The sequence below is a fragment of the Sorangium sp. So ce726 genome (assembly GCF_051521405.1).
GTDB lineage: Bacteria > Myxococcota_A > Polyangia > Polyangiales > Polyangiaceae > Sorangium.
Genome location: NZ_CP150349.1, coordinates 4,007,869 through 4,033,482, shown reverse-complemented (window position 1 = coordinate 4,033,482; position 25,614 = coordinate 4,007,869). Strand labels below are relative to the sequence as shown.

The window sequence follows — 25,614 nt, the reverse complement described above, 5'->3', positions numbered from 1 at the left end:
GTGCTCGCCTGCGGGTGCGCGCGCCGGGGCCCTGCCAGACCTCTGGGTCGCCGTCGGGCGCGGCGCCGCGGGCGAGCGAGGCAGGCGTGACGCGCCGGGAAGGCGTCGCGCTCGGGGGTGTCCTGGTCCTCGCGCTCGCCGTGCGGCTCCTCTACCTGGACGAGCTGCGCGGGGACGTCCTCTTCGAGAACCCGCCGCTCGACGAAGCCCGCTACGTCGACGAGGCGCGGAGGAGCGCGAGCGGGCTCCCCCTCGAGGATCGCCCGTTCTGGCAGCCGCCGGGGATCCTCTTCGTGCTCGCGGCGACCTTCCGCGCCGTGGGGAACGGCCTCTACGCGCCCCGGCTGCTCCAGGCGCTGGCCGGGACGGCCGCGTGCGCGCTCGTGTGGCTCCTCGCGCGGCGCCTCTTCGGCCTGCGCGCGCCCGCCGCGATCGCCGCCGCCGCCGTCGTCGCGCTCCACGGGCTGCTCGTCTTTGCTGGCGGGGAGCTCCTCCCCGCGACGTGGTCCGGGGTCCTCGATCTCGCGGCGCTCGCCCTGCTCCGCGACGCCCCGCGGAGCGTCGCGCGCGCAGCGGCGGCGGGCGGCCTGCTCGGGGTCTCCGCGCTCTTCACGCCCGTCATCCTCCCCTTCGCGGCGATCGCGGCGGTCGTGCTCGCGCGCACCCGCGAGCGCCGCTTGGTCCCGTGGGTCTTCGCCGCCGCGGTGCTCGCGCCCCTCGTCCCGGTCGCGGTGCGCAACACCCTGCGCTCGGGCGAGCTCGTCCTCATCTCGACCAACGGGGGCCTGAACTTCTTCCTCGGCAACAACGAGCGGTACCTCGAGACGCTCGCGATCCGCCCCGGCCCTCGCTGGACCGAGCTCACCCAGGAGCCGTGGCGCGCGGCGCGGATCTCGGCGCCGGGCGAGGCGTCCTCCTGGTTCTTCCGCCGCGGGCTCGCGTTCTGGGCGGCCCACCCGCTCGACGCGCTTGGCCTGTACCTGCGCAAGCTCTGGCTCTTCTTCCACGCGGTCGAGATCCCGCGCGACACCGATCTCTACGCCGTGCGATCCGAGTCGCGCGTGCTCCGCGCGCTCGTCGGCCCGCGCGCGACCGGGTGGCCCGACGGCGCGCTCGTGCCACTCGCGCTCGTGGGGCTGGCGACGAGCCTCCGCGAGCGCGCGCGGCTCGCGCTGCCCCTCGCCTTCGTCGCCTCGCAGGCCGCGGTCTACGCGTTCTTCTTCGCGTCGGCCCGCTACCGCGTCCCGTGCGTCCCGGTCCTCGCCATCTTCGCGGTCGCCGGCGCGGCCGCGATCGTGCGCGCGGCGCGCGATCACGCCGCGTCGCGAGCGCGCGCCGCGCGCGCGATCGCGGCGGCCGCCGTCCTCGCCGTCGCCTGCGCGCTCCCCGCCCGCGAGGCGACGATGGCGTCCCCGGCCGAGCGCGATCTCTACCGTGGCCTCGCGCACCGCAAGCTCGACGCCCCGGAACGGGCGATCGAGAACTTCCGGCGCGCGGCGCAGGCCGATCCGGACGACCCGCGGCCGTGGCTCGAGCTGGGCAACGCGCTCGACGCGCTCGGCCGCCCCGTCGAGGCGGCCGACGCCTGGGAGCGCGCCGCTGCGCGCGATCCATGGGACCTCTGGCCGGGCCGGCAGGCCGCCGCCGCGCGCGCCCGCGCGGGCGACCGCGCCGGCGCGATCCGCGCGCTCGAGGCGAACGTCGCCGCCGGCAGGCGCGCGCCGCCGGAGTACGCGGTCGAGCACATGGATCTCGCCGCGCTGCACCTCGACGCCGGCGATCGCGAGGCCGCGCTCCGCGACCTGCGCGCGGCCTTCGCCGCGAGCCCGAGCTACGCGCGGCCCCGCGCGAGGGAGCTCGCGCGCGCGCGGCGCGCCGCGCTCGTCGACCCGGCGTTCTGGGCGGCCTTCGACGCGCTCTCGCGGTGAGCGCGCGCTCGCCTCGGACGAGCCCCGCGGGTCAGGGCTTCCGCCGGTAGAGGATCATCCGGCCGATCCGCTGCTCGACGACGTACTCGCGGGCGACCCGATCGCGCAGCTCCGGGAACTGCAGCAGCGTGCCCTGCGAATCGACGGGCTCGAACGCGTCCTCGTCCCCGTGGGCGACGATCACGTACGCGGGAGGGTCGACCGCGAGCCGCTGGACGAGCTCCGCGCGGCGCTCCTCGAGGCCGGGGATCCGCGTCGAGAGCGGCGCCGCGGTGAGCATCAGCTTGTGGAACGCGTAACGCGTGATCGGGTGCCGGTCGGCGAGCGCATAGATCCCGGGCGACCACGCCCAGACCAGGATCCCCTCGTCCGGGCGGGTGCGCTCGCGGATCACGCGCGCGACCGCCTCCTCGATCACCATCGAGAAGGCGCCGGGCTGGAGCTGCCGCAGGTAACCTGCGCGGCTGAGCCGGCCCGTGACGTGCGCCGCCCCGGGCGCGTACGCGGCGGACCACGCGGCGCCGCTCCGCAGGACGAGCGCGGCCAGCGCGGCCAGCGCGACCCGCGCCGCCGCGCGGGCCCGCCCTCGGCGGCGCGCGGCGCGCAGGGCGGCCGAGACGCCGTAACCACCTGCGGTCGCGAGGGGAGGCAGCGCGAGCAGGTAGTGGTACCCCGCGAGCTGCCGCTGCGCGACGATCGCGGCGCAGGTCATGCCGATCCACGCCGCGAGCCACGACGCCTCGGGCGCGCGGCGGCGGGCGAGCGCGAAGAGCCCCACGGCGGCCGCGGCGAGCGGGAGGGCGGCCACGTCGGCGAGCGTCGCCGTGAACGAGAGGAGCACCGAGGGCAGCGGCAGCGCGATCAGCTCCGCGTAGGCGACCTGGTACGTGAAGACCGCGGCGACGAGGCGCCGCGCCTCCCCGTGCGCGCCGAACCACGCAAAGGTGAGGGCCCAGGGGACCGCGACGCCGGCGAGGAGCCACGCGATGCGCCGGAGCGCGCCGCGGCCCCGGACCTCCAGCGCGAAGAAGGCCGACCACGCCGCCACGATCGCGAGCGAGGGGACCTTCATGACCCCGCAGACGCCGGCGAGGAGACCTGCCAGGAAGGCGAGCCGCTCGCGCCCCGCGGCGCGGAGCGCGAGCCACGCCGACGCGAGCATCGGGAGCGCAAGGATCTCCTCGGCCTGCGCGCGGGCCCAGAACCCGCCAAAGCCCGGCGCCCACAGGCCGGCGAAGAGCAGCGCGGCCGACGCGACCCCCGCGGCGCGGCCCCACGCGCCCGAGGCGCAGGCGCACGCGAACGCGAGCGTCCCGGCGAGCCACGCCCCTTCGAGCCACCAGAGCGCGCGCGGGAGGTCGTCCGGAACGAGCGCGAGGAGCGAGAACCAGTACAGGAAGAGCGGTGGCTTGCTGTCAAACAGGTCGCGGTACGGCAGGAAGCCGCGCGGCACCCAGCGGCCGAAGCAGGCGAAGAGCCCCTGGTCCGGGCCGAGCGGCTCGGCCACGCGGGCCGCGAAGGCGATGGCAAACAGGAGGGCGAGCGCGAGCCCCGCGAGCGCAGCGCCGCGGCGGCGAACGAGGGGACGCGGGATCAGGCGGCGCGGAATCAGCGGCGGCACGGCGCTGGTCTGGAGGGAGGGCGGCCCGCCCTTCGTGAGGCGGCCCGTCTCCGTTTCAACCCTCGATACCTCAGTGACAGCCCGGCGACGAGTTGTGGAGCCCGCGCGAGCCGCACGAACCGCCCGTCGTGGACTGCGCGGCGTCGCTGTAGATCGCGTTCCGCTGGAGCTCGGCGTCGTCGTTGCAATTGTGCCTGCTGCCGGCGATGAGTCCGCTGTCCCAGCTATAGCCGGTCGTGCAGCCACCGGACCGCTCGCCCGTGCTGGTCGAGGGCTCGGAGTAGAAGAAGCGCGTGTGCGTGCCGTCGTCGCTCCGGTAGCCGCTCATCGTGCAGTGAGTGCTCATCGCGGACGAGTTGGCGCAGGAGCCGTGATTGCAGCTGACCGCGTTGAAGACCACGGAGCTCGACGACGACCAGCCGCGGAGGAGGACCGCTGTGTGGTCGCCGAGGCCGCCCAGCAGGTCCTTGTTCCGGATCTGGTAATCCCACTTCGCGACGGCGGCCCCTCCGGTCACCGTGTCCGCCTGCGGGGCGAGGGTGCCCTGGCCGATCGCCGGCTCGGCCTGCGCGGGGATCGCGAGGCCCGGCTTCTCGGGCACCTCCTCGACGCCGAGGCCGATCTCGATGCCCGCGAGGCGGAGCTGCTCCAGGCCATCCGGCAACTTCAGCCCGCGAAACGCGGGGACCGCGTCGCGCATGAGCCGGATGTCCTTGAGACGCCCGGCCTCGTCGAAGTTCTCGACGTGCGGCATCGCCCAGCTCGAGTCGATGAAGGAGTCGCCGCCCATCTGCATCTGGAAAGGCTGCCCGTTGGCGTCGAGGACCTGAGCGTCGATCTGGTAGGTCGGGAGCTCGGGGTTCGCCTTGAGCTCCTCGGCGGTCGGGGGCGTGTCCATCTTCGGGCCGAGGCGCATCTCGTAGGTGATCGAGCGACCGTCTTTCTCGAACTTCAGGACGAGCTTCCCGGCCGCCTCATCCATCTCGACGATGCTGAGACCACGCGCGGCGGGCGCGGGCTCGACGCCGTCAACGGCCGGGTCTCCCGAGGAGCTACAGGCGCTGGCGAGAGACAGGAGGCCGAGAGCGCCTGACGCCGCAAGCATACGGAATCTCATCATGACGACGCTTCCTTTCGTGCTGGTGGGATACCGACGGCATCGCGTCCTGCGGCAGCGGAGATCCCTTCTCGCTCCGGGCGACGACCGCGGAATGCCCACGATAACAGAGAGACAATTACACGACTGCGCTCCGGAGTTCAACGCCCTTCGCGTCGCTTACACTGTCCATCTTCGCATCTTCGCGTCTTCGCGTCTTCGCGTCTTCGCATCTTCGCAAGAAGTCGACAGATCGTTTCTGTGACGTCGCTCTGACGCGCCGCCCAACGACGCTCTCTATCGCGGAGATCGGCGTTTGTCGCCACGCGCCCGCGCTCCGAACGACGCACAGAAGTCATCGGGTTGGCCGACGATGCCACGGGCAGCACCCGGCCGTTCATCTGGAACGCGAAGTGATACCTTCTTCGCGATCGCGTACAATATCAACGACCGCGGACAGATCGTCGGCGGCTGGGCCGGGCCGGATGGCGGCCACGCTTTCCTGTGAGAGCCCGGCAGATAGCCGTGAGAGGCAAAAAAGAAAAGCGATGCGCGATGCTGAAATAGCGCTGCGATCTCTACGTGATAGCCTCGCGCCGTGCAGCGCCCGCAGCAGCTCCGCGAGCTCTTCTCCGCGTTCGCTCCGCGGGTGACCTCCGGCCCGATATCCCATTACGGCGGCCTGCGGCAGAGCGCGGAGACCTTCTGTGAGATCGCCCCCGCCTCCTCTGCCGAACTCGCGGACGCCCTCGGGACGGCCCACCGGCACGGCGTCCCGGTGCGGATCCGCGGCCAGGGGCACTGCCTGAACGGCGCCTCGCTGCCCGGCGCGGGCGAGCTCCTCGTCCGCACCGAGCGGCTCGCCGACGTCCGCTTCGAGGCGGAAGGCACCGTGACCGCGGGCGGGGGCGCCGTCCTCTGGGACGTGCGCGACGTCGTGGAGCGCCATGGCTTCACGGTGCCCGTCGTGAACGACGGCCACGCTGGGCCCTCCGTCGCCGGCTTCGTCGCCGCGGGCGGCTTCGGGCCGGGCTCCAGCCTGCACGGCGGCTTCTGGGAGAACGTCGCGGCCGTGACGCTCGTCGACGGCACAGGCCGGCTCCGCCGCGTCGACAGGGACGACGCGCTCTTTCCATGGCTGTTCGGCGCCATGGGGCAGCTCGGCGTCGTCGCCGACGCGACGCTCAAACTCGTCCCGCTCGACAGCGCGAATCCCCCGCCCTACCCGACCGGCGCCGGCGCCACCCGGCAGCTCATCGCCACCTCGCAAGAGCTGAAAGGGCCCGGGCTGGACGAGCATGAGCGCGACGAGCAGCTCGTGTGGTTCACCCTGTTCACCCCGGGAAAGCGGCTCGCCGTGGCGCAAGCGCGGATCGCGGCCCTGGAGGCGGCGCACGCTGGCCTCCTCGACTACCGCAGGCGCTACGTGTACCCCATCCGCCAGCGGCACCCCGTGCCTCCGCTGGTGTACCCGCGCGATGAGCCGTTCTTCGCTATCGGCTCCTGGGGCGCCCTGCGCCTGCCCCCCGGCGACGCGGCGGGCCCGCTGCGCGCCTGCGCCGAGGAGCTCACGAGGCACGCCGTCGAGCTCGGCTGCCGCCGGTACATCCAGTCCGAGGCGACCTGGGACGTCGACGCCTACCGCGCCTGCTTCGGCGACGAGACCTACGAGACGCTACGCAGACTCAAGGCGCAGCAGGATCCAGCGCTCCTCCTGAACCGCGGCGCGGTCTTCGCTCCATGAGACGGGGGATCAGGGTGCCGCCCTCACGGCACGACATCGCGGGAGCGCCGCGCCCCGCCTCACCCGATCACCCGAACAGCGCCACGTAGGGCGTGATCCCGAGATAGGCCTTCGCCTCCAGCGGCACGCCGGGCCGGTAGACCAGCTTGAGCATGACCCCCTGACGGAGGCGCACCGGCCACCCACGGCCTGGCCAGCTCCGCGCTTCCGCCGGCCAGCCCAGGACCGCATCGCGCTTCTCCGGCGAACACGCGCCCAGCGCCACCAGCGGATCGAGCACCGTCGCCCAGCGGACATCCACGACCGGATACGAGATCTCCAGGCCCAGCATGGGCTGCACCTCCGCGTCGACGTCGAGGTGGAAGCTGACATGGCTCGTGAACGGGACCACGCTTTCGAGCAGCTCATCGAGCTCCGCGAGCGCCCCGGGCCAGCCGATCCGGGCCAGGTACGCAGGGACATCGGCCTTCGCCATCGCCACCACCAGCCGGACCGCGGCGCTTCCCCGCGCGGCGAGCGGCGCGACGTGCATCGCCCGCCCGCCCGGAGGCAGCCGCGCGAGGCACCGGAGCAACGCGCCATCGACCGCCGGCGGCACGGGCTCGCCGAGCAGGAGCGCGAGCGCCCGCCGGATCACGCTCGCCCGCTCCGAGAGCGCCGCGCCGCCGCTCGCCCCCTCCGGGAGCGCCGCGCCAGCCGCCGCGCCGGGGCTCGCCGCTACGAGGCCGCCCACGATCCCGGGCTCGACGCAGGGGAACGGGTACGGCGCCGGCACGGGTCCAGGCAGCGCACCGGCGTCAGGGAGGTCGAGCTCGAGCCAGAGCAGCGGGACACCCCGGTGCAACGGCGAGCCGGCGTCAGCCCACTCAGCGCAGAACTCGACAACCCTCGCCCACGCCGGCGTCGCGAGCCGGTCGAGCTCGGCGCGCCGCCGCACGAGCTCGCGGTGGCCGCCCTCCGCCGCGATCAAACACACCAGCAGATCGACGCGCTCGGACGCCCCGAGACGGCACTCGACCGCGACGCTGGACGCCGCCGCGGGCAGGCCGCCAGCGACCGCCGCGAGGCGCGAGCACGCCGCCGGAGAGACCAGCGCCGGCGGGAGCAGCGCCGCGTCCGGCGCCATCAGCGCATGGAGCGGGACGATCAAGGCGCGCCCCTCCGAGCGGCGACGCCGCCCCGCGCGCTGGGCGTTCCGCTCATCGCACGCGAGCGCGCTCCACCTCGAACGCCCTCGGCAGCGTACTCTCGGCCTTCTGCGTCCTCGCCTGCACACCAAACCAGTCGGGGGGCGCGTTGCCGAGGTTGAACTGCACATCCATCCGCGAGTTCTCCCCGGTGACCACGTTCGAGACCACCCCTCGAATCACCGTCTGCCCCTGGATCAGCGAGCACTGCATGGCGCTCTCGAAGAACGTGCCGTACACGACCAGCTTGACCACCTGCCCCGCCACGCCCGCGGGCGGGTAGACGGCGGTGACATGGAGCACCGGGCCGATCCAGTTGACCACCGGGTCCGGCGACCGCATCGGCAAGCCCTCGACCTCCCGCGCGACCGCATCGGCGATGCGCTTCGGATCGCGCGCGCGCAGCACCGCTCTCTGAGGATCGGAGAGGCCGGCGGCCTCCATGGCGTGCTCCGGATCCTCGGCGAAGGCCGCCTGGAGGTTGGGATCGCGGGCGAGATCGGCGATGAAGAACATCAACATGGGGGCCGCTCCACGGTGGGGTGATGCACGCGACGACGAGCTCGCGCGCGGCGCCGCACGGCGTTCACCGGGGCGGCGTGTGATAGTAGATGTAGCTCGATGTATCGCAGTTCGATACGACGATGTCCAGCTCGGTCGAGTACGTGTAACGCACCTGCACCTCGTCGCCAGGCACGAGCCGCCGGGCGAAGGAGATCCAGCTCCCACCAGGGAGCGAGGCGACGTCGCGCGGCGCGACGAGCGCGCCATTGCGGCGGATCTCGTCGATCTGCTCGATGACCTGGCGAGAGAGCGTGACGACGGCTCGTTCGCGCTGGATGCGAAACGTCTCCGTCGCTGTCCGCAACGCCTCGCGGCCCAGGTCGGCGAGCGCGATGACCTCTTGCACGGTGCTCGTCGCAGACACCCAGACGGGCTCCGGGCTGAAACCGCCGCCCTGGCCGAGGTAGATCTGCATCGGCGCGCCCAGCGATTTCGGCGGCGGCGCAGGACCCCAGCGGCCCGCGATCACATCCAGCACGCCATCGCCGCTCACGTCAGCCAGCGCGACGCCTGCCCCCCAGCCGATGCTCGCCGACCGCCAGATCGGACCCGGATCGAGCTGCGGCGCATAGGCCTCCAAGCGGGTCGAGCTGGCGCTCGCCGCGCCCGCGCCAGCGCCGGCCGCATCTCCGCCCGCGTCCGCCGCCGGCGCGGCGGACACGCTCGGCGCGCGCGCGCCGCCCGACGGACCGAGGCTCGCGCCATAGTCGCTGTACGAGACGACGAGCCCGGTGGAGGCCCCGAGTCGCCCCGCGTCCAGGAACATCGGGTATCGGATCGACTGGCTCGCCGTCCAGCCCGGCTCCCGCGGGAGCGAGACGACGCCACGATCGCGCAGCACGGCGCGGAAGATCGGGACGCCCGGCATCGCGATGGCGAGATCCAGGAGGCCGTCCTGATCGATGTCAGCGAACTCCATGCCGAAGCTGTGGTCGACCCTGGCGCTCTTCCAGACCGGCAGCGAGGACAGCACGCCATCGACGTTCTCATAGAGCCGCGCAGGGCCCGGCGCGACGCCCTCCTCGAACGCGACGGAGGCCGCGAGATCGAGATCCCCGTCGCCGTCCATGTCGCCCAGCGCGCAGCCGACGCTCGAGTAGCTGTCCCCGCTGCGGTAGCTCGGCGACGGCTCGAGCGCCCCGCCGCGATTGCGATAGACCTTGACGTGTCCCTGCTTCACATCCTGAGGAGGCATGGGGCCGACGCTCACCGCGACGTCGATCCGGCCATCGCGATCGATGTCCCCCACCGCGAGCCCGGTGTTGTACTCGAGATCCCGCGACGACCAGCTGGGCTGCTCCGGGAACCGGCCGGTCCCGTCGTTGTAGTAAACGACGACGGGCTTCGTCGCGAGGTCGTTGCCATTCGCGATGATGATGTCCTTGAACCCGTCGCCGTTGATGTCGGCCAGCCCCATCCCCATCGAGTTCGCGCCCTGGTCGGCGGACCGCCAACCCGGCTCCATCCGGTACGGCAGGCGCCTCGGGGCGACAGCCGTCGCCGCCTGCGCCTGCGATTGCGTCGGCTCGGGCGGTGGAGCGCGACCTGTCCCCGTGGCGCAGCCCGACGGCGAAAGGAGCGCGAACCACAGGGCCACGGTCGCCCCCGCGCGAGCGGCGCGCCGGACGCGCCACTCATCCAGGTCGGTCGCAACATGCATTGCGCGCGAGACACGCAATGTGCGCGAGGCGCGCGCCACGCGCCGGCGCCGGTCAAAGCTCGGGCCTTCGCGGTCCGTGAGCAGGCGTTCAAAGCTCGGGCTCTTCCGCGCCACAGACCGGAGGATAGATCAACGCGTCGGATCCATCACCCGTCAGCGCGGGAGCGAGCTCGCCGAGCTGCGCAGCTCGCGGCGCCCCGCCGACAGGGCCTCCATCAGCGCGGTGTCCTCGGCTGGCTTGACGAGGTGCTTGTCGAAGCCCGCCTCTCGCGATCTGCGCCGGTCCTCGTCCTGACCGTAACCGCTCAGGGCGACGAGGCGCGTCGACGCGAGGGACGGCTCGGCGCGGATGGCGCGGGCCACGTCGTACCCATCCATCCCGCCCGGCAACCCGAGGTCGCACAGGACCACATCCGGAGGGCGCGTCCGGGCCGCCGTCAGGCCGGTCGGGCCGTCGAACGCCGTCTCCACGTCGTAGCCGCTCAGGGTCAAGAGCATCTCGAGGCTCTCGGCCGCGTCGTGGTTGTCCTCGATCACGAGGACGCGAACCCCCTGGCGACTGGCCTCCTCCCCGTCGGCGGCGGCCGACAGGTCCCGGACGACCGGCGCCGCGAGCGGCAGCCGCAGCGTGAACACAGAGCCGCGGCCGGGCCCCTCGCTGTGCGCCGCCACCGTCCCGCCGTGGAGCTCGACGAGCCCCTTCACCAGCGCAAGGCCGAGCCCGAGCCCCCCCTTGCTCCGGGCCAGCCCCTGATCCGCCTGGCTGAACGGGTCGAAGATGCGCGATAGCAGCCCCGGATCCATCCCGACGCCGTTGTCCTCGACCGTGATGACGGCCTGTCCAACCGCGCCCCCGTCGCGCCCGGGCGCCCGAGGACGAGGGCCCGCCTCGACGCGCACGCTCACGCGCCCGCCCCCGCTCGCGCCCGCGTCGGTGAATTTGCCGGCGTTCTGCAGCAGATTGCCCAGCATCTGCGCCAGCCGGGTCTCGTCGCCCTCGACCCAGAGCGGCTCGTCCGGCGCGCTCACGCTGAGCGCCACGCCGTCGGCCTCGAGGTTCGCCCGGTAATCCTCGGCGGTCTGGCGGACGATGCCGACGAGATCGCAGCGCGCCTTGCGGAGCTGGATCCGGCCGCGGGCGATGCGAGAGATGTCGAGCAGGTCGTCGATCAGCCGGACCATGTGCGTGACCTGGCGATCGATCACGTCCCGGGCTCGCCGCTGCACGGGATCCGCCGTTCCGACCCTCCGGAGCATCGCGACGGCCGTGCGGACGGGCGCGAGGGGGTTGCGAAGCTCGTGGGCGAGCATGGCCAGGAACTCGTCCTTCCGTCGGTCCGCGTCCCGCAGCGCCTGCTCTGCCAGCTTGAGATCGTGGATGTTGATCCCGATCCCGAACCAGCGGACGATCCGGCGCGAGGCGTCGCGGATGGGCCGCCCGCGCACCTTGAACCACTGGTATCCGCCGTCGCGCCGCCGGACGCGGTACTCCAGGTCATACGGGGCGAGCCCCCCGACCGCGGCGCGCCACGCGGTGAAGACCCGGTCCCGATCGTCCGGGTGCAGGACCTCGAGCCACCGGTCGCCGAACTGCCGCTCGGCAGGCACGCCGGTGAAATCAACCCATTGCTCGCTGAGGAACTCGCAGTAGCCGTCGGGCCGGGTCGCCCACACCATGCCCGGGATCGATTCGAGGGTCTGACGGTGAAAGAGCTCGCTCTCGCGCAGGGCGGCCTCGGCCCGGTGGCGCTCGGTCAGATCCAGCATCGAGCCGATCATGCGGGTGGGCGCGCCGCTCGCGCTCCGGCCGATGTAGCCGCGGTCGAGGAAGGGCGCGTACGAGCCGTCGCTCTTGCGAAAGCGGTACTCGTCGGTCCAGCTCTCCCCGTTGCCGTCGATCGCCGCACGGATCCCCTCGGACACCCGCGCCTTGTCCTCCGGGTGGATGCGGTCGTACCAGCCCTCGGGGCTGTCGCCGAGCTCCTCCGGCGTGCAGCCGAAGTGCTGGACGACCGCGCCGTTCCAGTAGACCCGGTTCGTCTCCAGATCCCAGTCCCAGATCACGTCGTTCGTGGCGCGGTTGACGAGGCGATACTGCTCCTCGCTCCGCCGGACGGCCGCCTCGGCCTCCAGCCGGGCGGCTTCTGCGCTGGCCGCGCGGTCGCGGGCCTCGCTCTCCCGCAGCGCCACCTCGGCCTGCCCGGCCACGGTGGCGCCCTCGGTTCGCTGGCAGCCAGTCCCGTCCACCCGTGTGCTCCGCATCGTCGTCCTCGCCCGGAGGTTTGCGTAATGGCGCGCTCGGCGTTTCGCCACCCACCGACGCGCCCGTCGCGCCGAGAAACGATGCCAGAGACCGCGGCGATGCGGGCCCCACCTGGCAGCGCGAGCTCGTCTGCGCGGTTGCGCGCGCGACCTCTGGTAACAATGCATAGAGCGTGGCTGCGCTGGGGAAATCCGCGGAAGAAGGCGCCGCCGACGCGCTCAAGCGACAGCTGGCCGAGCTCGGCGGCGCAGAGGCGTTGCTGCAGGCGATCCTGGACAGCGCATCCGATTGCATCCTGGTGATCTCCCCGGAGGGCACGATCCTGCTCTCCGGCCGCGCGCTGCCGAGGGCGAGCTCGACGAGCCTCCTGCGGACGAGCGTCTACGAGCACATCTCGCCCGAGACGCGAGAGGCGGCCCGCTCCTGCGTCGAGCGCGTCGTGCGGTCGGGGGCGTCCGGCAGCTGCGAGTGCACGATCCCCGGCGAGCACGGCCAGGCGGCGCTCTGCGAGGTGAGGGTCAGCCCCATCCTGCGCGGCGGCCGCGTCGCCACCCTGCTCATGATCTGCGCCGACGTCACGGAGCGGAGGGCGACGGAAGCGGCGCTCCGGAGGAGCGAGGAGCGCTATCGTTCGGTGATCGCCGCCCTCGATGAGGGGATCGTCCTCCAGGACGCGAGCGGCTCGATCGAGGCGTGCAATGCGAGCGCCGAGCGCATCCTCGGGCTCACGTCCGCGGAGATGACAGGCCGGGAGAGCCGCGATCCCTGCTGGAGCGCGGTCCACGAGGATGGCTCTCCGTTCAGCGGCGACGCGCACCCTGCCATCGTGACGCTCCGCACGGGGGCGCCGCAGAAGAACGTGATCATGGGGGTACACAGGCCGGAGGGCGAGATGGCGTGGATCTCCATCAACTCGCAGCCGCTGCTCCGCCCGAGCGAGTCCATCCCCTACGCGGTGGTCACGTCGTTCCACGACATCACGGAGCGCAAGCGCTCCGAGGAGGAGCTGAGAAGGAGCGAGGACCGCTTTCGCGCCACCTTCAACCAGGCCGCGGTCGGCATCGCCCACGTGTCGGTCGAGGGCCGGTGGCTCCGGTTGAACGAGAGGTTCTGCGATCTCGTGGGTTACTCCCACGCAGAGATGACGGATCTCACGTTCCAGCAGATCACGTATCCGCCGGATCTACCGGCCGACCTCGAGAACCTGCGCCGCATCTTGTCGGGGGAGGTCCAGACGGCCTCGCAGGAGAAGCGTTATGTCCGGAAGGGCGGCGAGCTGGTCTGGGTGAAGGTCACGGTCTCGCTGGTCCGTCACGCCGCCGAGGGGCCTGCCTACTTCATCGTCATCGCAGAGGACATCACGGACCGGAAGCACGTCGAGGAGACGCGCCAGGAGTTCTTGACCATCGCGTCGCACGAGCTCAAGACGCCCCTCACCCCGGTGATGCTCCGGGTACAGGCGCTCCTTCGCATGTACCGGAGGGCCGGCGGGCCGCCGCCGGCCGCCGAGGAGGTGATCCCGAAGCTCGAGTCCGTGGAGGCGCTGCTCGACAGGCTGCACCGCCTGGTCGAGGAGCTGCTCGACATCTCGCAGATCACGGCGGCGCGGATGACGGTGGTGCCGAGGGAGGTCGACCTCAGCGCGCTCCTCCGGGACATCCTGAGCGGACACGCGGCGCTGCTCCGGCGCGCGGCCTGTCCGGTCACCGTCGACGCGCCGAGCATCCTGAGCGGCCACTGGGACCCGGCGCGGCTCGAGCAGATCATCACCAACCTGCTCTCCAACGCGTCCAAGTACGGCGGCGGCAAGCCCGTCGACGTGGCGCTCGAGGCGTCCGGCGACATGGCGCGCCTCACCGTCCGCGACCGCGGGATCGGCATCGCGGCGGCCGATCACGAGCGGATCTTCGGCTGCTTTCAGCGGGCGACGACGTCACGCCATTACAGCGGGTTCGGGCTCGGGCTGTGGATCGTGCGCGAGGCGGCGGAGGCGATGGGCGGGGCGGTCCGCGTGGAGAGCCGCCTGGGCGAGGGCGCCAGGTTCACGGTCGAGCTGCCGCGCGCGCGGCGGCACGCCGGCCACTGATCAGCTCGCGTCCGGGGGCATGATCCCGCGCACGAGCTTCTGCGCGCTCGCCATGCTGGAGACCAGGCTGTGATGCTGGACGGCCTTCTCGACCGCCGCCATGAGCCCCGACACGTCGCCATTCTTGTCGAAATAGCCGAACGCCTTGTGGGTCGAGAGCAGGTCTTGCTTCTCCAGGATGTCCTGGAACGCGGTGTAGAAGATGATCGGCACCTTCGGGAACAGCGCCTTGATCTTGAGGTAGGCAGTGAGCCCGTCGATGCCCGGCATGCGGATATCCAGGATGACCAGGCTGACCATCTCCGTCATGGCGGCGATGCCCTCCTGCGCGCTCGCGAACAGGCGCACGTCGTAATCATGCCGCATCGTGAACGCGAGCGCAGACCGCATCCGCGGGTCGTCGTCGATCACGACCACGATCGGCCGCTCTTTCTCGGGCTCCTCCGGCGCCTCGTCCGAAGCTTCGCGGAAGCGCCTGGTGAATTTCGCCGATGTCATCTTGGCGCCTCCTTTCAATTCCCGGAGAGGTTGAGCTCGATTCGGCCGGCGGGCGCGCCGGCCGGCTGCGGCTGTTGCGGCTGCTCGTGGAGCGCCGCGCGCGGTAGCCGAACGACGAACGTCGTTCCGCGCTCGGCGGCGCTCTCGACGTCGATCGTCCCGCGGTACATCGCGACGAGGCGGGAGACGAAGCTGAGCCCCAGGCCCACGCCGGTCGTCGGCTTCGTCGAGAAGAACGGCTGGAAGATCTTCGAGAGGTCGTCAGACGAGATCCCGTCCGCGTTATCGCTGATGGTGAGGACCTGGAGCTCCCCCTCGTCGACCGTCTCGACCCGCATCCGCCGGCCGCGGCCATCGCCGACCAGGAGCAGCGCGTCGCGCGCGTTCAGGACGATGTTGCTCACGATGGAGTCGAAGTGCGACTCGTACCCGACGACCGCCGAGCCGCCCCGGAGATCGAGCTCGACCGATACGCCCTGGCGCGCGAACTCGTCGCGGTGCCGCGCCGCAATGGACTCGATGACGCGGCGGAGGCTCACGACCTCGTTGCCGGCGAGCGCGACGCCGAGCTTCGAGTACTCCAGGATCCTGTTCGTGACGCTCAGCGCGCGCTCCGTGCAGTCGCCCACCATGCGAAGCACGCTGTCGAGCGTCTCCTCGGCCTCCTCGATGTCGCCCAGACGGGCGATGGCCGCCCTGAGCTTGCCCTCCGGGATGTCGCCCTTGAGCAAGTCGAAGAGCTCGCCGAGCCGGGCCGCGTTCTTCGCGCACAGCGTCTCGCCGTCCTGGGTCACGGACTCGAGCACCATGGCGGCCCCCGACAGGGCATTGCGCATCTCGTGCGCGAAGCCGCCCGCCATCTGGTTCTCGACCGCCTCCCGCTCCAGGCGGACGATCGTCGCGTGGGCCTCCTCGAGCTCCGCCGTGCGCTCGCGGACCTTCTGCTCCACGCCCGTGTAGAGCTTCGCGTTCTCGATGGAGATCGCCATCTGCGAGGACAGCATCGAGAGGAGCTCCAGCCGATCCTGGGTGAACGTCCCGGTCGTCGTGTTGTTCTCGAGGTAGATGGCCCCGTAAAGTTCGTTATGGTGGATGATGGGCGTGCACAGGACCGACCTCGGGCAGCGCTGCGCGACGTAGTCATCGCGCTGGAACTGCCGGTCTGTCGAGGCGTCGGAGAGGACGACGCACTGGCCCGTCCGCGCGACGTACTGCACGATCGCAGCCCAGACGAGCGGGCGATCGTGCGCCGCGGCCTGGTCGAGGGGCAGCCCCGGGAAGCGCGCGTCGTCGCGGCCGTCGGACCAGTCGACCTCGGCCTCGATCCGCAGCCCATCGCTGTCTCGAAGGACGAGGCAGCCGCGCTGGGCGCCGGCGTTCTCCATGGCGACCGACATGAGCTTGGCGAGGAGCTTGTCGAGCACGATCTCCCCGGAGATCGCCTGCGCCGCCTTCAGGACCGTCCTGAGGTCGAGGCGCGATGCGCCGAGCGAGGTCGTCGTGACGAACGTCCGCGAGGGCGCGATCTCCGAGGATCGTTGCGACAGCGCCTCGCGCGCGGCGAGCTGCGGATACCGCTCCTGGAGGTCCTGCGTTTTGCGGACGGCGCCCCAGAGGTTGTAGTGGTAACTCGCGTCCGCGAGGTACACGCGCGCGAGCTTCTCTTTCCCCTGCGCGAGCCAGAACCGCCCCGCCAGCTCGCAGGCGACCGCGGCCTCGTTCACGTAGTCGTGCTCCGAGGCAGACGCGATGGCGCGGTCGTACAGGTCCAGGGCCTCGGCCACGCGGCCGTCGATCCGCGCGAGCTCGGCCTCCACGAGCAGGTACCGGTGCAGGAAGTTGCTGGCGCACGTGCCGGACAGCGCCTTGAGCTTCGCCTGGTTCTCCGACAGCTTCGCGCGGTAGCGCGCCTTGTCCTCCGGGGAGGCCGCCGGGTAGAGCGCGGTCATGGCAAGGGAGTAATAGAAGGTGTGCAGCGGCGTGAACACCTTGCCCGTGCTCGCGCCGAGGGTCGGCTCCGTCTCGGCAGCGTGCTTGTAGGCGAGCTCGTATTCGCCAAACACGAAATAGAGCATGGCCTGCGCCGTATGAATGTAATTGACGGTGTTGAAGTTCTTTGTCGCGTAGAGGCCGGGGAGCGCCTGCTCGGCGTCGAAGAACTCTCCCTTGATCTTCGCGGCGAGCTCGGACCTGCCGGTGAGGTTCCGGATGACCTGCCGCCACACGCTGAGCTGGTTGATCACCTGCTCCTGCTTGAACCTGAACACCTCCTCGATGTACTTGTCGAACATCGACTCGAGGTCCATGAGGTTCTGCCCGGAGACGGCGCCGCAGACGAAGGCGTTGATCAGGCAGTACGCTGCGCTCTCGGCGTCGCCGTTCTCGGCGTAGCTCAGGTATCCTTCGATGAGCGGCGACTGGCTCTCGCGGGCCGGGCGGTAGAAGTGCCGCGAGAGCCCGTAATAGAAGTTGTAGACGCTCGCCTTGTAGAACGGCTCGTCCCGGCGCCGGTGCACCGCGATCGCCAGCTCACCGAACTGGGATCCCGTCGCGATGTCGCCCACGCCGGCGTTGACGAGAACGCTGAACGCCGCGAACGCATAGGACGAGAGCGGCGACTCGCCGTGATCCATCGTCAGGTCGAGCGCGCGGCAGATGAAGAGCCCGAGCATCTCCGGCGCGGCGAAATAAGACGCATGGATCGCGCGCCGGAGGATCACGAGCGCAGCTTGCTTCGGGGCCTCCGTCATCGGGGCGAGCCGGCCGAGGCGCTCGAGGCCGATCTCGGCGACCTGCTTCGTCGTCTTGGTGTAGGCGTCGAGGAAATCCTGCATGCCGGGGCTCGCCGGGAACGTCTCGCCGAGCTGCGCGAGCGCCTCCACGGCGATGTCCACGGCCTTCCGGAACTCCGCCTGGGTGTGGTGATAAAGGATCAGGAGCTCGTAGAGCTTGCTCCTGTTCATGACGTCGTGGATCTCGCCCAGGGCGGCGTCCACGAGCTCCTTCATCGCGCCCCAGTCGGCGTTCATGCACGCCGCCTCGGCCGCGCCGACGTGGAGCGCGCTCATCAGCGCAGGCTCGCTCTGCCAGGCGCTCGCGGGCAGCAGCGAGAGGCCTCGGGCGAAGTAGCCGCGCGCCGCGTCGAAGGCGGCGGAGAGCAGCGCGCGCCGGCCCGCGAGGAGGTTCAGCTCCGCGAGGCGCCGCTGCTCCGCGGCATCGCTCAGCAGGTCGGCGCCGCGGTTCAGGTGGTAAACGACGTCGAAGACCTTCTCCTCGGGGGCGCGCCCGCCCAGGCTCCGCAGGAGCAGCCGGCCGATGTCGGCGTGGAGGCCGCTGCGCTCGCCGTCCTCGATCATGGCGTACGCGGCCTGCTGGACGCGATCGTGGAGGAACCTGTAGTCCGGGAAGACGAGCGGCGCGGCGAGATCGTCGGGAGCCGCGGGCTCCATCGGGGAGAGCGGGACGATGAGCCCCTCATGCAGCGCGGGCACGAGGTGCCGGTAGGCATCACCGCGCGTCTCCTCGCGGATGACCGCGAGCCTGCTCAGGTCGAAGCGGTTGCCGAGGCAGGACGCCGACATGAGCGCTCGCTGCGTGTCCGCGGGGAGCTCCCGGAGCTTGCCGATCATCAGGTCGACGACGTTGTCCGTGATGTTCCTGGACTCGATGTGCTCGACGTCCCACGTCCACGCCGCGAGCCCGGCGTCGTAGCGCAAACACCCGGTGTGGTGCAGCGTGCGGAGGAACTCGTTGACGAAGAAGGGGTTGCCGCCCGTCTTCCGCGTGACCAGCGCGGCGAGCGGCATGACCGCCGCGGCGTCCGCGCGCAGCGCGTCCGCGAGCATCCGGCAGACCATCTCGGCGCCGAGCGGCCCCGGAGAGATCTCGCGCACGAGCGCCCCTTCCCGTCGCAGCGCGGCGATCGCGGCCGAGAGCGGGTGCGCGGCCCCCACCTCGTTGTCGCGGTAGGCGCCGATCACGAGCAGGCCGCGCAGCTTCGCGTCGGTCATCAGGAGCTCGATCACCCTGAGGGACGCCGCGTCGGCCCACTGCAGGTCGTCGAGGAAGATGGCCAGCGGGCGCTCGGCGTCGCAGAACACGCGGACGAAGTTCTGGAGGACGCGCACGAAGCGGTTCTGGGACTCGGCGGGCCCCAGTGCCTGGACGGCCGGCTGGTCGCCCACGATGCGCTCGATCTCCGGGATCACGTCGACGAGGACCTGCCCGTTCGCCCCGAGCGCGGCCTTGATCTTCGAGCGCCACAGCGCGAACTGCGCCTCGGGCTCGGCGACGATCTGCCGCACCAGGTCGCGGAACGCGCTGGTGATCGCGGTGTACGGGGTGCTTCGCTGGAGCTGGTCGTACTTGCCCGCGACGAAATACCCGCGCGCCTCGGTGATGGGCTTGTACAGCTCGTGCGCCAGCGCGGACTTTCCGATCCCCGAGTACCCGGCGATGAGCATCAGCTCGGTGCCGCCCCGCGCTGCGCGATCGAACGCCTCGAGCAGCGCCTGCACCTCGCGCTCGCGCCCGTAGAGCTGCTGCGGAATGCGAAGCGCGCCGGAGGCGTCGGCGCGGCCGAGCGGGAACGAGGCGATCTCGCCCGTGGCCGCGAGGCGCCGCTCGCACTCCTCCAGGTCGTGAAGCAGACCCGCCGCGCTCTGGTAGCGGCCCTCGGCCGCCTTCGCCATGAGCTTCATCACGAGGTCCGACAGGACCTCCGGTACGCTCGGACATCGCGCGCGCGGCGGGGCGGGCTCGCGCGCGACGTGGCAGTGAACGAGCTCCATGGCGTCCGTCGCGCTGAAGGGCGGCGCGCCCGTGAGGAGCTCATAGAAGGTGGCCCCGAGCGAGTAGAAGTCGGTGCGATGGTCGAGGGACCGGTTCATGCGACCGGTCTGCTCGGGAGAGATGTAGGCGAGGGTCCCCTCGAGCACGGTGGGGCTCTTGATCGAGAGCTCTTCCCGTGAAAGCCGCGTCGAGATGCCAAAGTCGACGATCTTGGCGTCACCCGTCTCGCGGTTGAATACGACGTTGGACGGATTGATATCCTTGTGAATAATTCCGCTTCTGTGGACTTCGTGAAGGGCGCGCGTGATCTGGATCGCAAGCCGGACGAAGTCCGCGGCGTCGAACGGGCGGCCCTGGAGGTGGTGGAGGTGGTGGGCCAGCGAGCGGCCGCCGAAATCCTCGAGGACGAGGAGGAGCCCGTTCTCGTGCCTGCACAGGTCGAGCGCCCGGACGACGCCCGGCACATCCAGGTTGCGGAGCACCGCGTATTCATGCCGGTAGCGCGTGAGCTCCGTCTGGCTGGGATAGTCCGAGCGCAGCAGCTTGAGGATCACGGCGCGCCCGTCTCCGGCGCGCTGGCCCCGGTAGACGCGCGAGCTGCCGCTCTCGTAAATCTTGTCGGTCGCTTGATAACCCGAGATCGTCAGCATCACTCCCCTTGACGTCAGACGTGCTCTGGCGCTGTCAGGCGCGGTCAACGGCCCACGGCGTGGCATGCCCCCACCACGAATGTGTCCTGGATGGTAACACGAAGACGCTTCGCGGCTGGACGAATCTCGCTGGACGGCGTGGGTGGATGTCCGCCGTTGATACCTGTTCTGGTTCAAGGTGCCACTTTGGGGTCCACACCTGCGAGATCTCCAGACAGGCAGCAGGGAACAGAGGGCGATGGCCCTCACGGAGCCGAGATGCTGCCCAACCGCTCGCTCGCCCGGGTGTGAAGTCCGGAGAAGTGAGAGGGGGCACGATCTGCGTCAGGACATCAGGCCGAGCATGAAGAGAGCGTCGGACCAGAGCGGCCAGAGCGTGCGGTACGGGTGCGTGGCCAGCACCACGCCGCCGCTCGGCAGGCGGCGGACGTGGAACCGGGCGTGATCGACCAGGAACTCGAAGTGGTCGAGGGTGATCTCGACCTGCGAAAGCGACGAGCCGTTGCCTGTCTCCGTGCCCTGTCCGTCGCGCCCCCTGAACGGGAGCGTCCTCTCGTAGATCTCGCGCGCGCGCGGCTCTGCGGCACGCCACGCGCCATCGGGCTTCTCCGCCGCTGCTTCAAGCGCCTCGAGCAAGGCGGAGGGCGGCGTCGCCAGCGCCTTGAGAACGGTTTCACGGCAGAGCGAGCTCGAGTGCCCGCTGCTATGTCTCAGCGCGACGCACGCTCCAGGCGGCGCGGTTTCTACCCGCGCGCGGAGCGATTCCAGCGGCAGGCCCGCGATGCGCGACACCCTCTCCTTGTCATGGAGGCAGATCCACGAGAGGGCGAGATCGCGCCCAATGTCGCGGGCGTCAGCGTTGTATGTGGCGCACATGGCGACCGGGGCGAGCCAGGTCCGCGCCGTCGTGCAGCCGCCGGTCGGGACGCGCCCGTTCGCGTCCGGCGCGCAGAGGCGGAGCAGGACGTCGTCGATGTCTTCCAGCGCCATGTGCCACGCGAGCACGGCCTCGGCCTGCACGGAGCGCGGGCCCCTCCCCAGGGCGAGGTCCATGTGCATGGGGGCAAAGTCCTCGATCTGGCGGGCGTGCATGTGGATGGGGCCCATCGGCTTGAGACGTTCGCTCCTGTCGGTGAAGCAGCGAAGGATGCAATGGACGAAGTGTTCGTAGCTCAGCGACGCGACGAAGTAGGCTTCGGCGTCGGTGCGCCCGAAGTGGGCGCGGAGCATGCTGATCACCTCGTCCACGGAGGTCGTGTTGCATTCCGTGTCGCGATCCATGATCGCGCGGATACTGTACTGTGGCTCCTTGATGAGGGCCGACAGCGCCGCGCCGAACGCATCGACCCGCTGTGCCTCGTCACACCAGGCGAAGAAAAACGGCCCTTCTCTCATCGCTCGATCATCCTCATGGTGTAGCCTGCGTCAGGGCATCACGCCGAGCGCGAAGAGCGCGTCGGCCCAGAGCGGCCAGAGCGTGCGGTACGGGTGCGTGGCCAGCACCACGCCGCCCCTCGGCAGGCGGCGCACGCGGAAGGGGGCGTGATGCTCGATGAATCGAGTGTGCGCGCCCGTATTCACGGTCACGTTCTCGGTGGGCGCCCCCTCCTTCGCTGCCTGAATGGTCTCGAGCGCGATCGGCTCGATCGCGCGCCACGCCTCGTCCGGCACAGCGGAGGCTTCGAGTGCTTCAAGCAGCGCGGCCGGTCGCGTGGAGAGCGCTGCAAGGACTTGCTCGCGCGTCAGCTCGGCGTCGCCCGCGAGCGCGACGCGCGTGCCGACCGGCAGGACCTCGCCGCGCGCGCGCAGCGCGTCCTCCCTCTCTGTGAGCTCGATGGTCTTCCTCCAGCGCGCGCGCGGATCGGGTTCATCGCGCACGAGCAGCCCCATCCTCTCCCTCTCTGCGGAATCCTCCAGCTCGGCGTGCTTGCGCGCGCGCGCGACGGTGCGCGCGACCGCGATCCGCGTCCCGCGCGGCGCGGCCTCGATACGCGCTCGGAGCGCATCGAGCGAGTTGCCTGCGGCGCGCGCCACCTTGTAGCCCTCGTGGACGTGCACCCATGAGAGGGCGAGATCGCGCGCGACGAACGAGTCCGCGTGGTATGTTGCGGCGAGCTCGATCGGTGGACCCCAAGCGTTGAGGTCTGAGCACCCGCCGGTCGTCACGTGTTCGCTCGAGCAGACACGGACCAAAAAATCGTTGATGTCCTGCTGAACATGCACCGACATCACCGCGGCCTCGACCTCGACGGAGCGGGCGCCGACAGCCACGTCGATGCTGCTTGGGAGCAGATCGTGATAATCGCCGCTCGATGCGCTCAGAGGACCGTCCGGGGACCGGCGCTCGTGCTTCTCGTCGGCGCAGCCGATGGTGAGAGGGATGCCGTGGCCGAAGCTCGTCATGGTCCAGAAGCTCGCTCCGATGCGCACACCGGTGCCGAAGGCCGAGCGAGCCACTTCCACGGCCTTCTCGACGGGAAGCGCGGCGTAAGACCTATCGGGACCGGCGAGCGGATGGATCGAGAGCCTCACGAACCACCCCGGCATGACGAGGGCGGACAGCGTAGCCGCAAGCGCGTCGACCCTGTGTTCCTCGTCGCACCCCGCATACAAGCGAAGGGGGTCCTCCCTCAGCGTACGATAGCTGCTTGCGCGACTCACGACGTGATGCCCTCCCACCTGAGCTGAATGGCTACAGCATTTACACCTTGCTGACGGACCATTGGTTTCCCTTCGTCACAGAACCAGGTCGGCCACCATCGCGGCCCTCTTGCCGGCCTGCCCCAGCCGTCGTTCCCCGGGCTTGATCCTGGCCCATGGCGTCACGGCCTCCCGAGCGTGTTGCTTGGCTTGACGTCACGACTTCAGGCCGAGCACGAAGATCGCATCGGCCCAGAGCGGCCAGAGCGTGCGGTACGGGTGCGTGGCCAGCAGCACGCCGCCGCTCGGGAGCCGCCGGACGTGGAAGGGGGCGTGCTCTTCGAGGAAGCGGGTGTGCTCGCGCGTCGTGACGTCCACCCAGAAGGCGGGGGGGACCTCCCCCGCGGCTTCGTCCTCGAGCTGGTGGCGTAGCTCGAGGAGCTCGCGCGCCTTCGGCTCGGCCGCGCGCCACGCCTCGTCGGGCACCGCCGCGGCCTCGAGCGCTTCGAGCAGCGTGGCCGGCGGCATCGCGAGAACCTTCAGCACGGTCTCGCGCGAGAGCGAACGCGCGAGCTCGCTCTTGCCCTTCATGGGTACTCGCGCACCGGCCGGCGCGGCATCGACGCGCGCTTGGAGCGCATCGAACGACATGCCTACGGCGCGCTTGACCTTGTCCTTGTCGTGGCGGTGCACCCACGACAGGGCGAGGTCGCGCGCGAGCTCAGCGGCGTTCGCGTTGTAGGTAGCGCACATGTCGACCGGTGCGACCCAGTCCCAAGCGTTGGTGCACGCGCCGGTCGGGATCCGTCCGCTCGCGTCCGGCGCGCAGAAGCGAAGCAGGAGGTCCTCGAGGTCGTCCTGAACCACGAGCCACGCCACCGCAGCCTCGGCCTCGATCGAGCGCGGTCCCCTGCTCACTGCGATCTCATGCGGAAAAAAGTCCCACTTGTCGCACACACGCAAGACGATGGGGCCGGATGCATGGCGACGTTCGTATTCTTCCGTAAAGCACGCGATACCGAAGCAGACGGCGCGCTCGGGGTGGCGCAGCATGACACCGGACGAGACGTCCGCGTTAATCCATCCGGAGAAGTGGGCGCGGACCGTCGCGACCACCTCGTCCATGGAGTGCGTTTTGTACCAGATGTCGTTGTCCATCGACACGCGGATGAGGTCTCCCGGGATCACCAGCGCCGACAGCGCTGCCGCGAGCGCGTCGACCCGGTCTGCCTCGTCACACCACGCGTAGAACATGGGGCCTGAATCGCTCATAGCCGGATCACCATGATGAACTTGTTGTCCACGGTGACGGGTTTGCCCGTGAGCAGGTTGACCAAGTAACCGTCCCGCACGCCGATGTTCTTGTTATCAAACGTGGCCCCCTGCTTCATGATGAGCTCCAAGCGGGCAACGTCGCCACCGAGCCTCCACTTCTCCTTCAGCGTGTTCATCGCATTCGTCAACTGCTCGATCACCTCCTTCACGATTACCTCGTCCCCGCCTTTTGCCTCGCTGAGAATCAGCTCGTTCCCTGCGCGTAACGAGACGAAGTCCGGCGCCTTCCCCTCGATGGTACCCGTCCGTGACTCCTTCGGAATGTCAAGCACCCTGCGCACGCCGTCGTCGCCAACCCCGACGAGCGATCGGCCGTCGTCCACCAGGAACTTGGCCGCCTTCTTCTCGAAGATATTCACCGCCTTGGTCGTGATCGCCCCGCGGAGGTTCTTGTACCCCCGGACGCGGTTCGTTTTTACGATCTTGGCGAAAACCTCCTCGATCTCGGCGATCTCCCCCGCCACCCGGATCGCGGCCGGCCTGAGCCCGCTGCTGATCTTGACCGCGCGCCACATCGGCCCGATTGCCCCGAGCCCGAAGCCCATCCCCGAGAAGATCCGCTCCTCGTCGCTGAGCTCCTCCCCCGACGGTAAGCACCACGCCTTGCCCGTCACGGCCTCGCACAGGTCGAGCGCCGGCCCGACCACCGGCACGAACCCCACCCCGATGCGCGTCGTCGCGTGCACCAGCGTCTGCATCACCTCCGCGTATGCCTCGAAGCCCTCGCCGACCGTCGACATCGCCCCAGCGAACGCGCTGATGGTTTGGTAGAGCTGCGTCTGCTCCAGGTCGAGCCCGTCCCCCGTCCACTGGTTCAGGCTGTCCTTCATCTGGTCCGCCAGCGCATCGAACCGCGGCTTCAGCACCGTGTCCACCTGCGCCCGCAGGTCCGGCGGGACGGGCGTGTCGACGAACCAGTCCGACGCATCCATGTACTGCCGCACGAACCCGGTGATCCGGTTCTGCGCCTTCAGGAACGCGTTCGTCTCCGCCAGCGACACGCCGATCCGATCGCGCAGCGCGATCTCCAGCGCCGCGCTGTTCGCCCGCCACGCCCTCACGTTCGCCACGAAGTCCGCGCGTGCGACCACCACGTCGCCGCTCACGTCCTTCTCCAGCGCCGCGATCACGCCGTCCGCATACGCCGCGTACGGGTCCCTCCCCTCGTCGAACGCTCCCTCCACCTCCGCGATGTCCGGCACCTCGACCCACGGCACCTCGCTCTCCCCGAGCGCGTACGCCCCCGGGTCGTCCGGGTTCCACCCCTCGGTGTTGGTGGTCGATGACGAGGGTTCTGAAACGGCGGAGGACGGCTCCGAGAGAGCGGATGCCCACCCCCGGCCCGTGCTCGGCGCTCCGCGCCTGCGCGCGGTCCGCCCCTCCCTAATCGCGCGCTCCGCGCGCTCAGGGAGGGGTGCGTTGCCCGGCATATCCAGGTGGAAACCTGAGAGGGAGAGCAGGCGGGCAACTTTCCCGGAAGCGCCCATGCCCACGCGCTTCGCGCGATCACGGAGGGGCTCGCCGTCTGGTATGTGCCACCCTGGTGCAACG

Annotated in this window: 15 protein-coding genes; 3 read left to right on the top strand and 12 right to left on the bottom strand. The window is 70.6% G+C overall.

Translation table 11 applies throughout. The annotated features are described in order from the left end of the window. The first annotated feature begins 86 nt into the window (after positions 1 to 86). Positions 87 to 1,928, top strand: coding sequence for a glycosyltransferase family 39 protein (locus WME79_RS15140; RefSeq protein WP_437535739.1), 1,842 nt, complete (start codon positions 87 to 89; stop codon positions 1,926 to 1,928). Positions 1,929 to 1,959: 31 nt separating this feature from the next. Here the strand turns inward: WME79_RS15140 and WME79_RS15135 are convergent, their stop codons facing one another. After that, the gene (locus tag WME79_RS15135) at positions 1,960 to 3,549 is read right to left on the bottom strand and encodes a hypothetical protein (protein WP_437535736.1); all 1,590 of its coding nucleotides are present in this window, start codon (positions 3,547 to 3,549) and stop codon (positions 1,960 to 1,962) included. Between the two features lie 70 nt (positions 3,550 to 3,619). Continuing rightward, the gene (locus WME79_RS15130) at positions 3,620 to 4,669 is read right to left on the bottom strand and encodes a hypothetical protein (protein WP_437535734.1); all 1,050 of its coding nucleotides are present in this window, start codon (positions 4,667 to 4,669) and stop codon (positions 3,620 to 3,622) included. Between the two features lie 574 nt (positions 4,670 to 5,243). On the opposite strand from WME79_RS15130, the gene WME79_RS15125 reads away from it, so the two are divergent. Next, positions 5,244 to 6,389, top strand: coding sequence for an FAD-binding oxidoreductase (locus tag WME79_RS15125; RefSeq protein WP_437535731.1), 1,146 nt, complete (start codon positions 5,244 to 5,246; stop codon positions 6,387 to 6,389). A 67-nt stretch (positions 6,390 to 6,456) separates the two neighbouring features. On the opposite strand, the gene WME79_RS15120 is transcribed toward WME79_RS15125, so the two are convergent. The 4 genes from WME79_RS15120 to WME79_RS15105 form a co-directional block, all read right to left on the bottom strand. After that, the gene (locus WME79_RS15120; protein WP_437535728.1) at positions 6,457 to 7,539 is read right to left on the bottom strand and encodes a hypothetical protein; all 1,083 of its coding nucleotides are present in this window, start codon (positions 7,537 to 7,539) and stop codon (positions 6,457 to 6,459) included. A 49-nt stretch (positions 7,540 to 7,588) separates the two neighbouring features. Further along, positions 7,589 to 8,098 (bottom strand): hypothetical protein, encoded by a 510-nt coding sequence (locus tag WME79_RS15115; protein ID WP_437535726.1) that lies wholly within the window; start codon positions 8,096 to 8,098, stop codon positions 7,589 to 7,591. Between the two features lie 64 nt (positions 8,099 to 8,162). Then, positions 8,163 to 9,800 (bottom strand): FG-GAP repeat domain-containing protein, encoded by a 1,638-nt coding sequence (locus WME79_RS15110; protein ID WP_437535723.1) that lies wholly within the window; start codon positions 9,798 to 9,800, stop codon positions 8,163 to 8,165. A gap of 153 nt (positions 9,801 to 9,953) precedes the next feature. Continuing rightward, the gene (locus WME79_RS15105; RefSeq protein WP_437535720.1) at positions 9,954 to 12,062 is read right to left on the bottom strand and encodes a hybrid sensor histidine kinase/response regulator; all 2,109 of its coding nucleotides are present in this window, start codon (positions 12,060 to 12,062) and stop codon (positions 9,954 to 9,956) included. A 173-nt stretch (positions 12,063 to 12,235) separates the two neighbouring features. Here WME79_RS15105 and WME79_RS15100 point away from each other — a divergent pair, with 173 nt between their 5' ends. After that, entirely contained in the window at positions 12,236 to 14,149 is a 1,914-nt protein-coding gene (locus WME79_RS15100; RefSeq protein ID WP_437535717.1) for a PAS domain S-box protein, read from the top strand. Here WME79_RS15100 and WME79_RS15095 read toward each other — a convergent pair whose 3' ends face one another. The 6 genes from WME79_RS15095 to WME79_RS15070 all read right to left on the bottom strand — a co-directional run bounded on the left by WME79_RS15095 (position 14,150) and on the right by WME79_RS15070 (position 25,550). Continuing rightward, positions 14,150 to 14,647 carry a response regulator gene (locus WME79_RS15095; protein WP_437535715.1) on the bottom strand — a complete coding sequence of 166 codons (498 nt, stop codon included), beginning with the start codon at positions 14,645 to 14,647 and terminating at the stop codon, positions 14,150 to 14,152. A gap of 14 nt (positions 14,648 to 14,661) precedes the next feature. Continuing rightward, positions 14,662 to 20,088 (bottom strand): trifunctional serine/threonine-protein kinase/ATP-binding protein/sensor histidine kinase, encoded by a 5,427-nt coding sequence (locus WME79_RS15090; protein WP_437535713.1) that lies wholly within the window; start codon positions 20,086 to 20,088, stop codon positions 14,662 to 14,664. A 324-nt stretch (positions 20,089 to 20,412) separates the two neighbouring features. Then, complete coding sequence (locus tag WME79_RS15085) at positions 20,413 to 21,483, bottom strand: hypothetical protein (protein ID WP_437535711.1); 1,071 nt, start codon at positions 21,481 to 21,483, stop codon at positions 20,413 to 20,415. A 30-nt stretch (positions 21,484 to 21,513) separates the two neighbouring features. Further along, positions 21,514 to 22,635, bottom strand: a complete 1,122-nt coding sequence (locus WME79_RS15080; RefSeq protein ID WP_437535708.1) for a hypothetical protein — start codon at positions 22,633 to 22,635, stop codon at positions 21,514 to 21,516. A 309-nt stretch (positions 22,636 to 22,944) separates the two neighbouring features. Continuing rightward, complete coding sequence (locus tag WME79_RS15075) at positions 22,945 to 24,000, bottom strand: hypothetical protein (RefSeq protein WP_437535707.1); 1,056 nt, start codon at positions 23,998 to 24,000, stop codon at positions 22,945 to 22,947. Then, positions 23,997 to 25,550, bottom strand: coding sequence for a hypothetical protein (locus WME79_RS15070; protein ID WP_437535704.1), 1,554 nt, complete (start codon positions 25,548 to 25,550; stop codon positions 23,997 to 23,999). The genes WME79_RS15075 and WME79_RS15070 overlap by 4 nt, the downstream gene beginning before the upstream one ends. Positions 25,551 to 25,614: the final 64 nt, after the last annotated feature.

What these genes read in the sequence shown, in the direction of transcription:
- WME79_RS15070 (WP_437535704.1), bottom strand. Translation starts at nt 25,550, where the DNA reads ATGGGCGCTTCCGGGAAAGTTGCCCGCCTGCTCTCCCTCTCAGGTTTC.
- WME79_RS15085 (WP_437535711.1), bottom strand. Translation starts at nt 21,483, where the DNA reads ATGAGAGAAGGGCCGTTTTTCTTCGCCTGGTGTGACGAGGCACAGCGG.
- WME79_RS15075 (WP_437535707.1), bottom strand. Translation starts at nt 24,000, where the DNA reads ATGAGCGATTCAGGCCCCATGTTCTACGCGTGGTGTGACGAGGCAGAC.
- WME79_RS15090 (WP_437535713.1), bottom strand. Translation starts at nt 20,088, where the DNA reads ATGCTGACGATCTCGGGTTATCAAGCGACCGACAAGATTTACGAGAGC.
- WME79_RS15080 (WP_437535708.1), bottom strand. Translation starts at nt 22,635, where the DNA reads ATGCCGGGGTGGTTCGTGAGGCTCTCGATCCATCCGCTCGCCGGTCCC.
- WME79_RS15095 (WP_437535715.1), bottom strand. Translation starts at nt 14,647, where the DNA reads ATGACATCGGCGAAATTCACCAGGCGCTTCCGCGAAGCTTCGGACGAG.
- WME79_RS15110 (WP_437535723.1), bottom strand. Translation starts at nt 9,800, where the DNA reads ATGCATGTTGCGACCGACCTGGATGAGTGGCGCGTCCGGCGCGCCGCT.
- WME79_RS15115 (WP_437535726.1), bottom strand. Translation starts at nt 8,098, where the DNA reads ATGTTGATGTTCTTCATCGCCGATCTCGCCCGCGATCCCAACCTCCAG.
- WME79_RS15105 (WP_437535720.1), bottom strand. Translation starts at nt 12,062, where the DNA reads ATGCGGAGCACACGGGTGGACGGGACTGGCTGCCAGCGAACCGAGGGC.
- WME79_RS15130 (WP_437535734.1), bottom strand. Translation starts at nt 4,669, where the DNA reads ATGATGAGATTCCGTATGCTTGCGGCGTCAGGCGCTCTCGGCCTCCTG.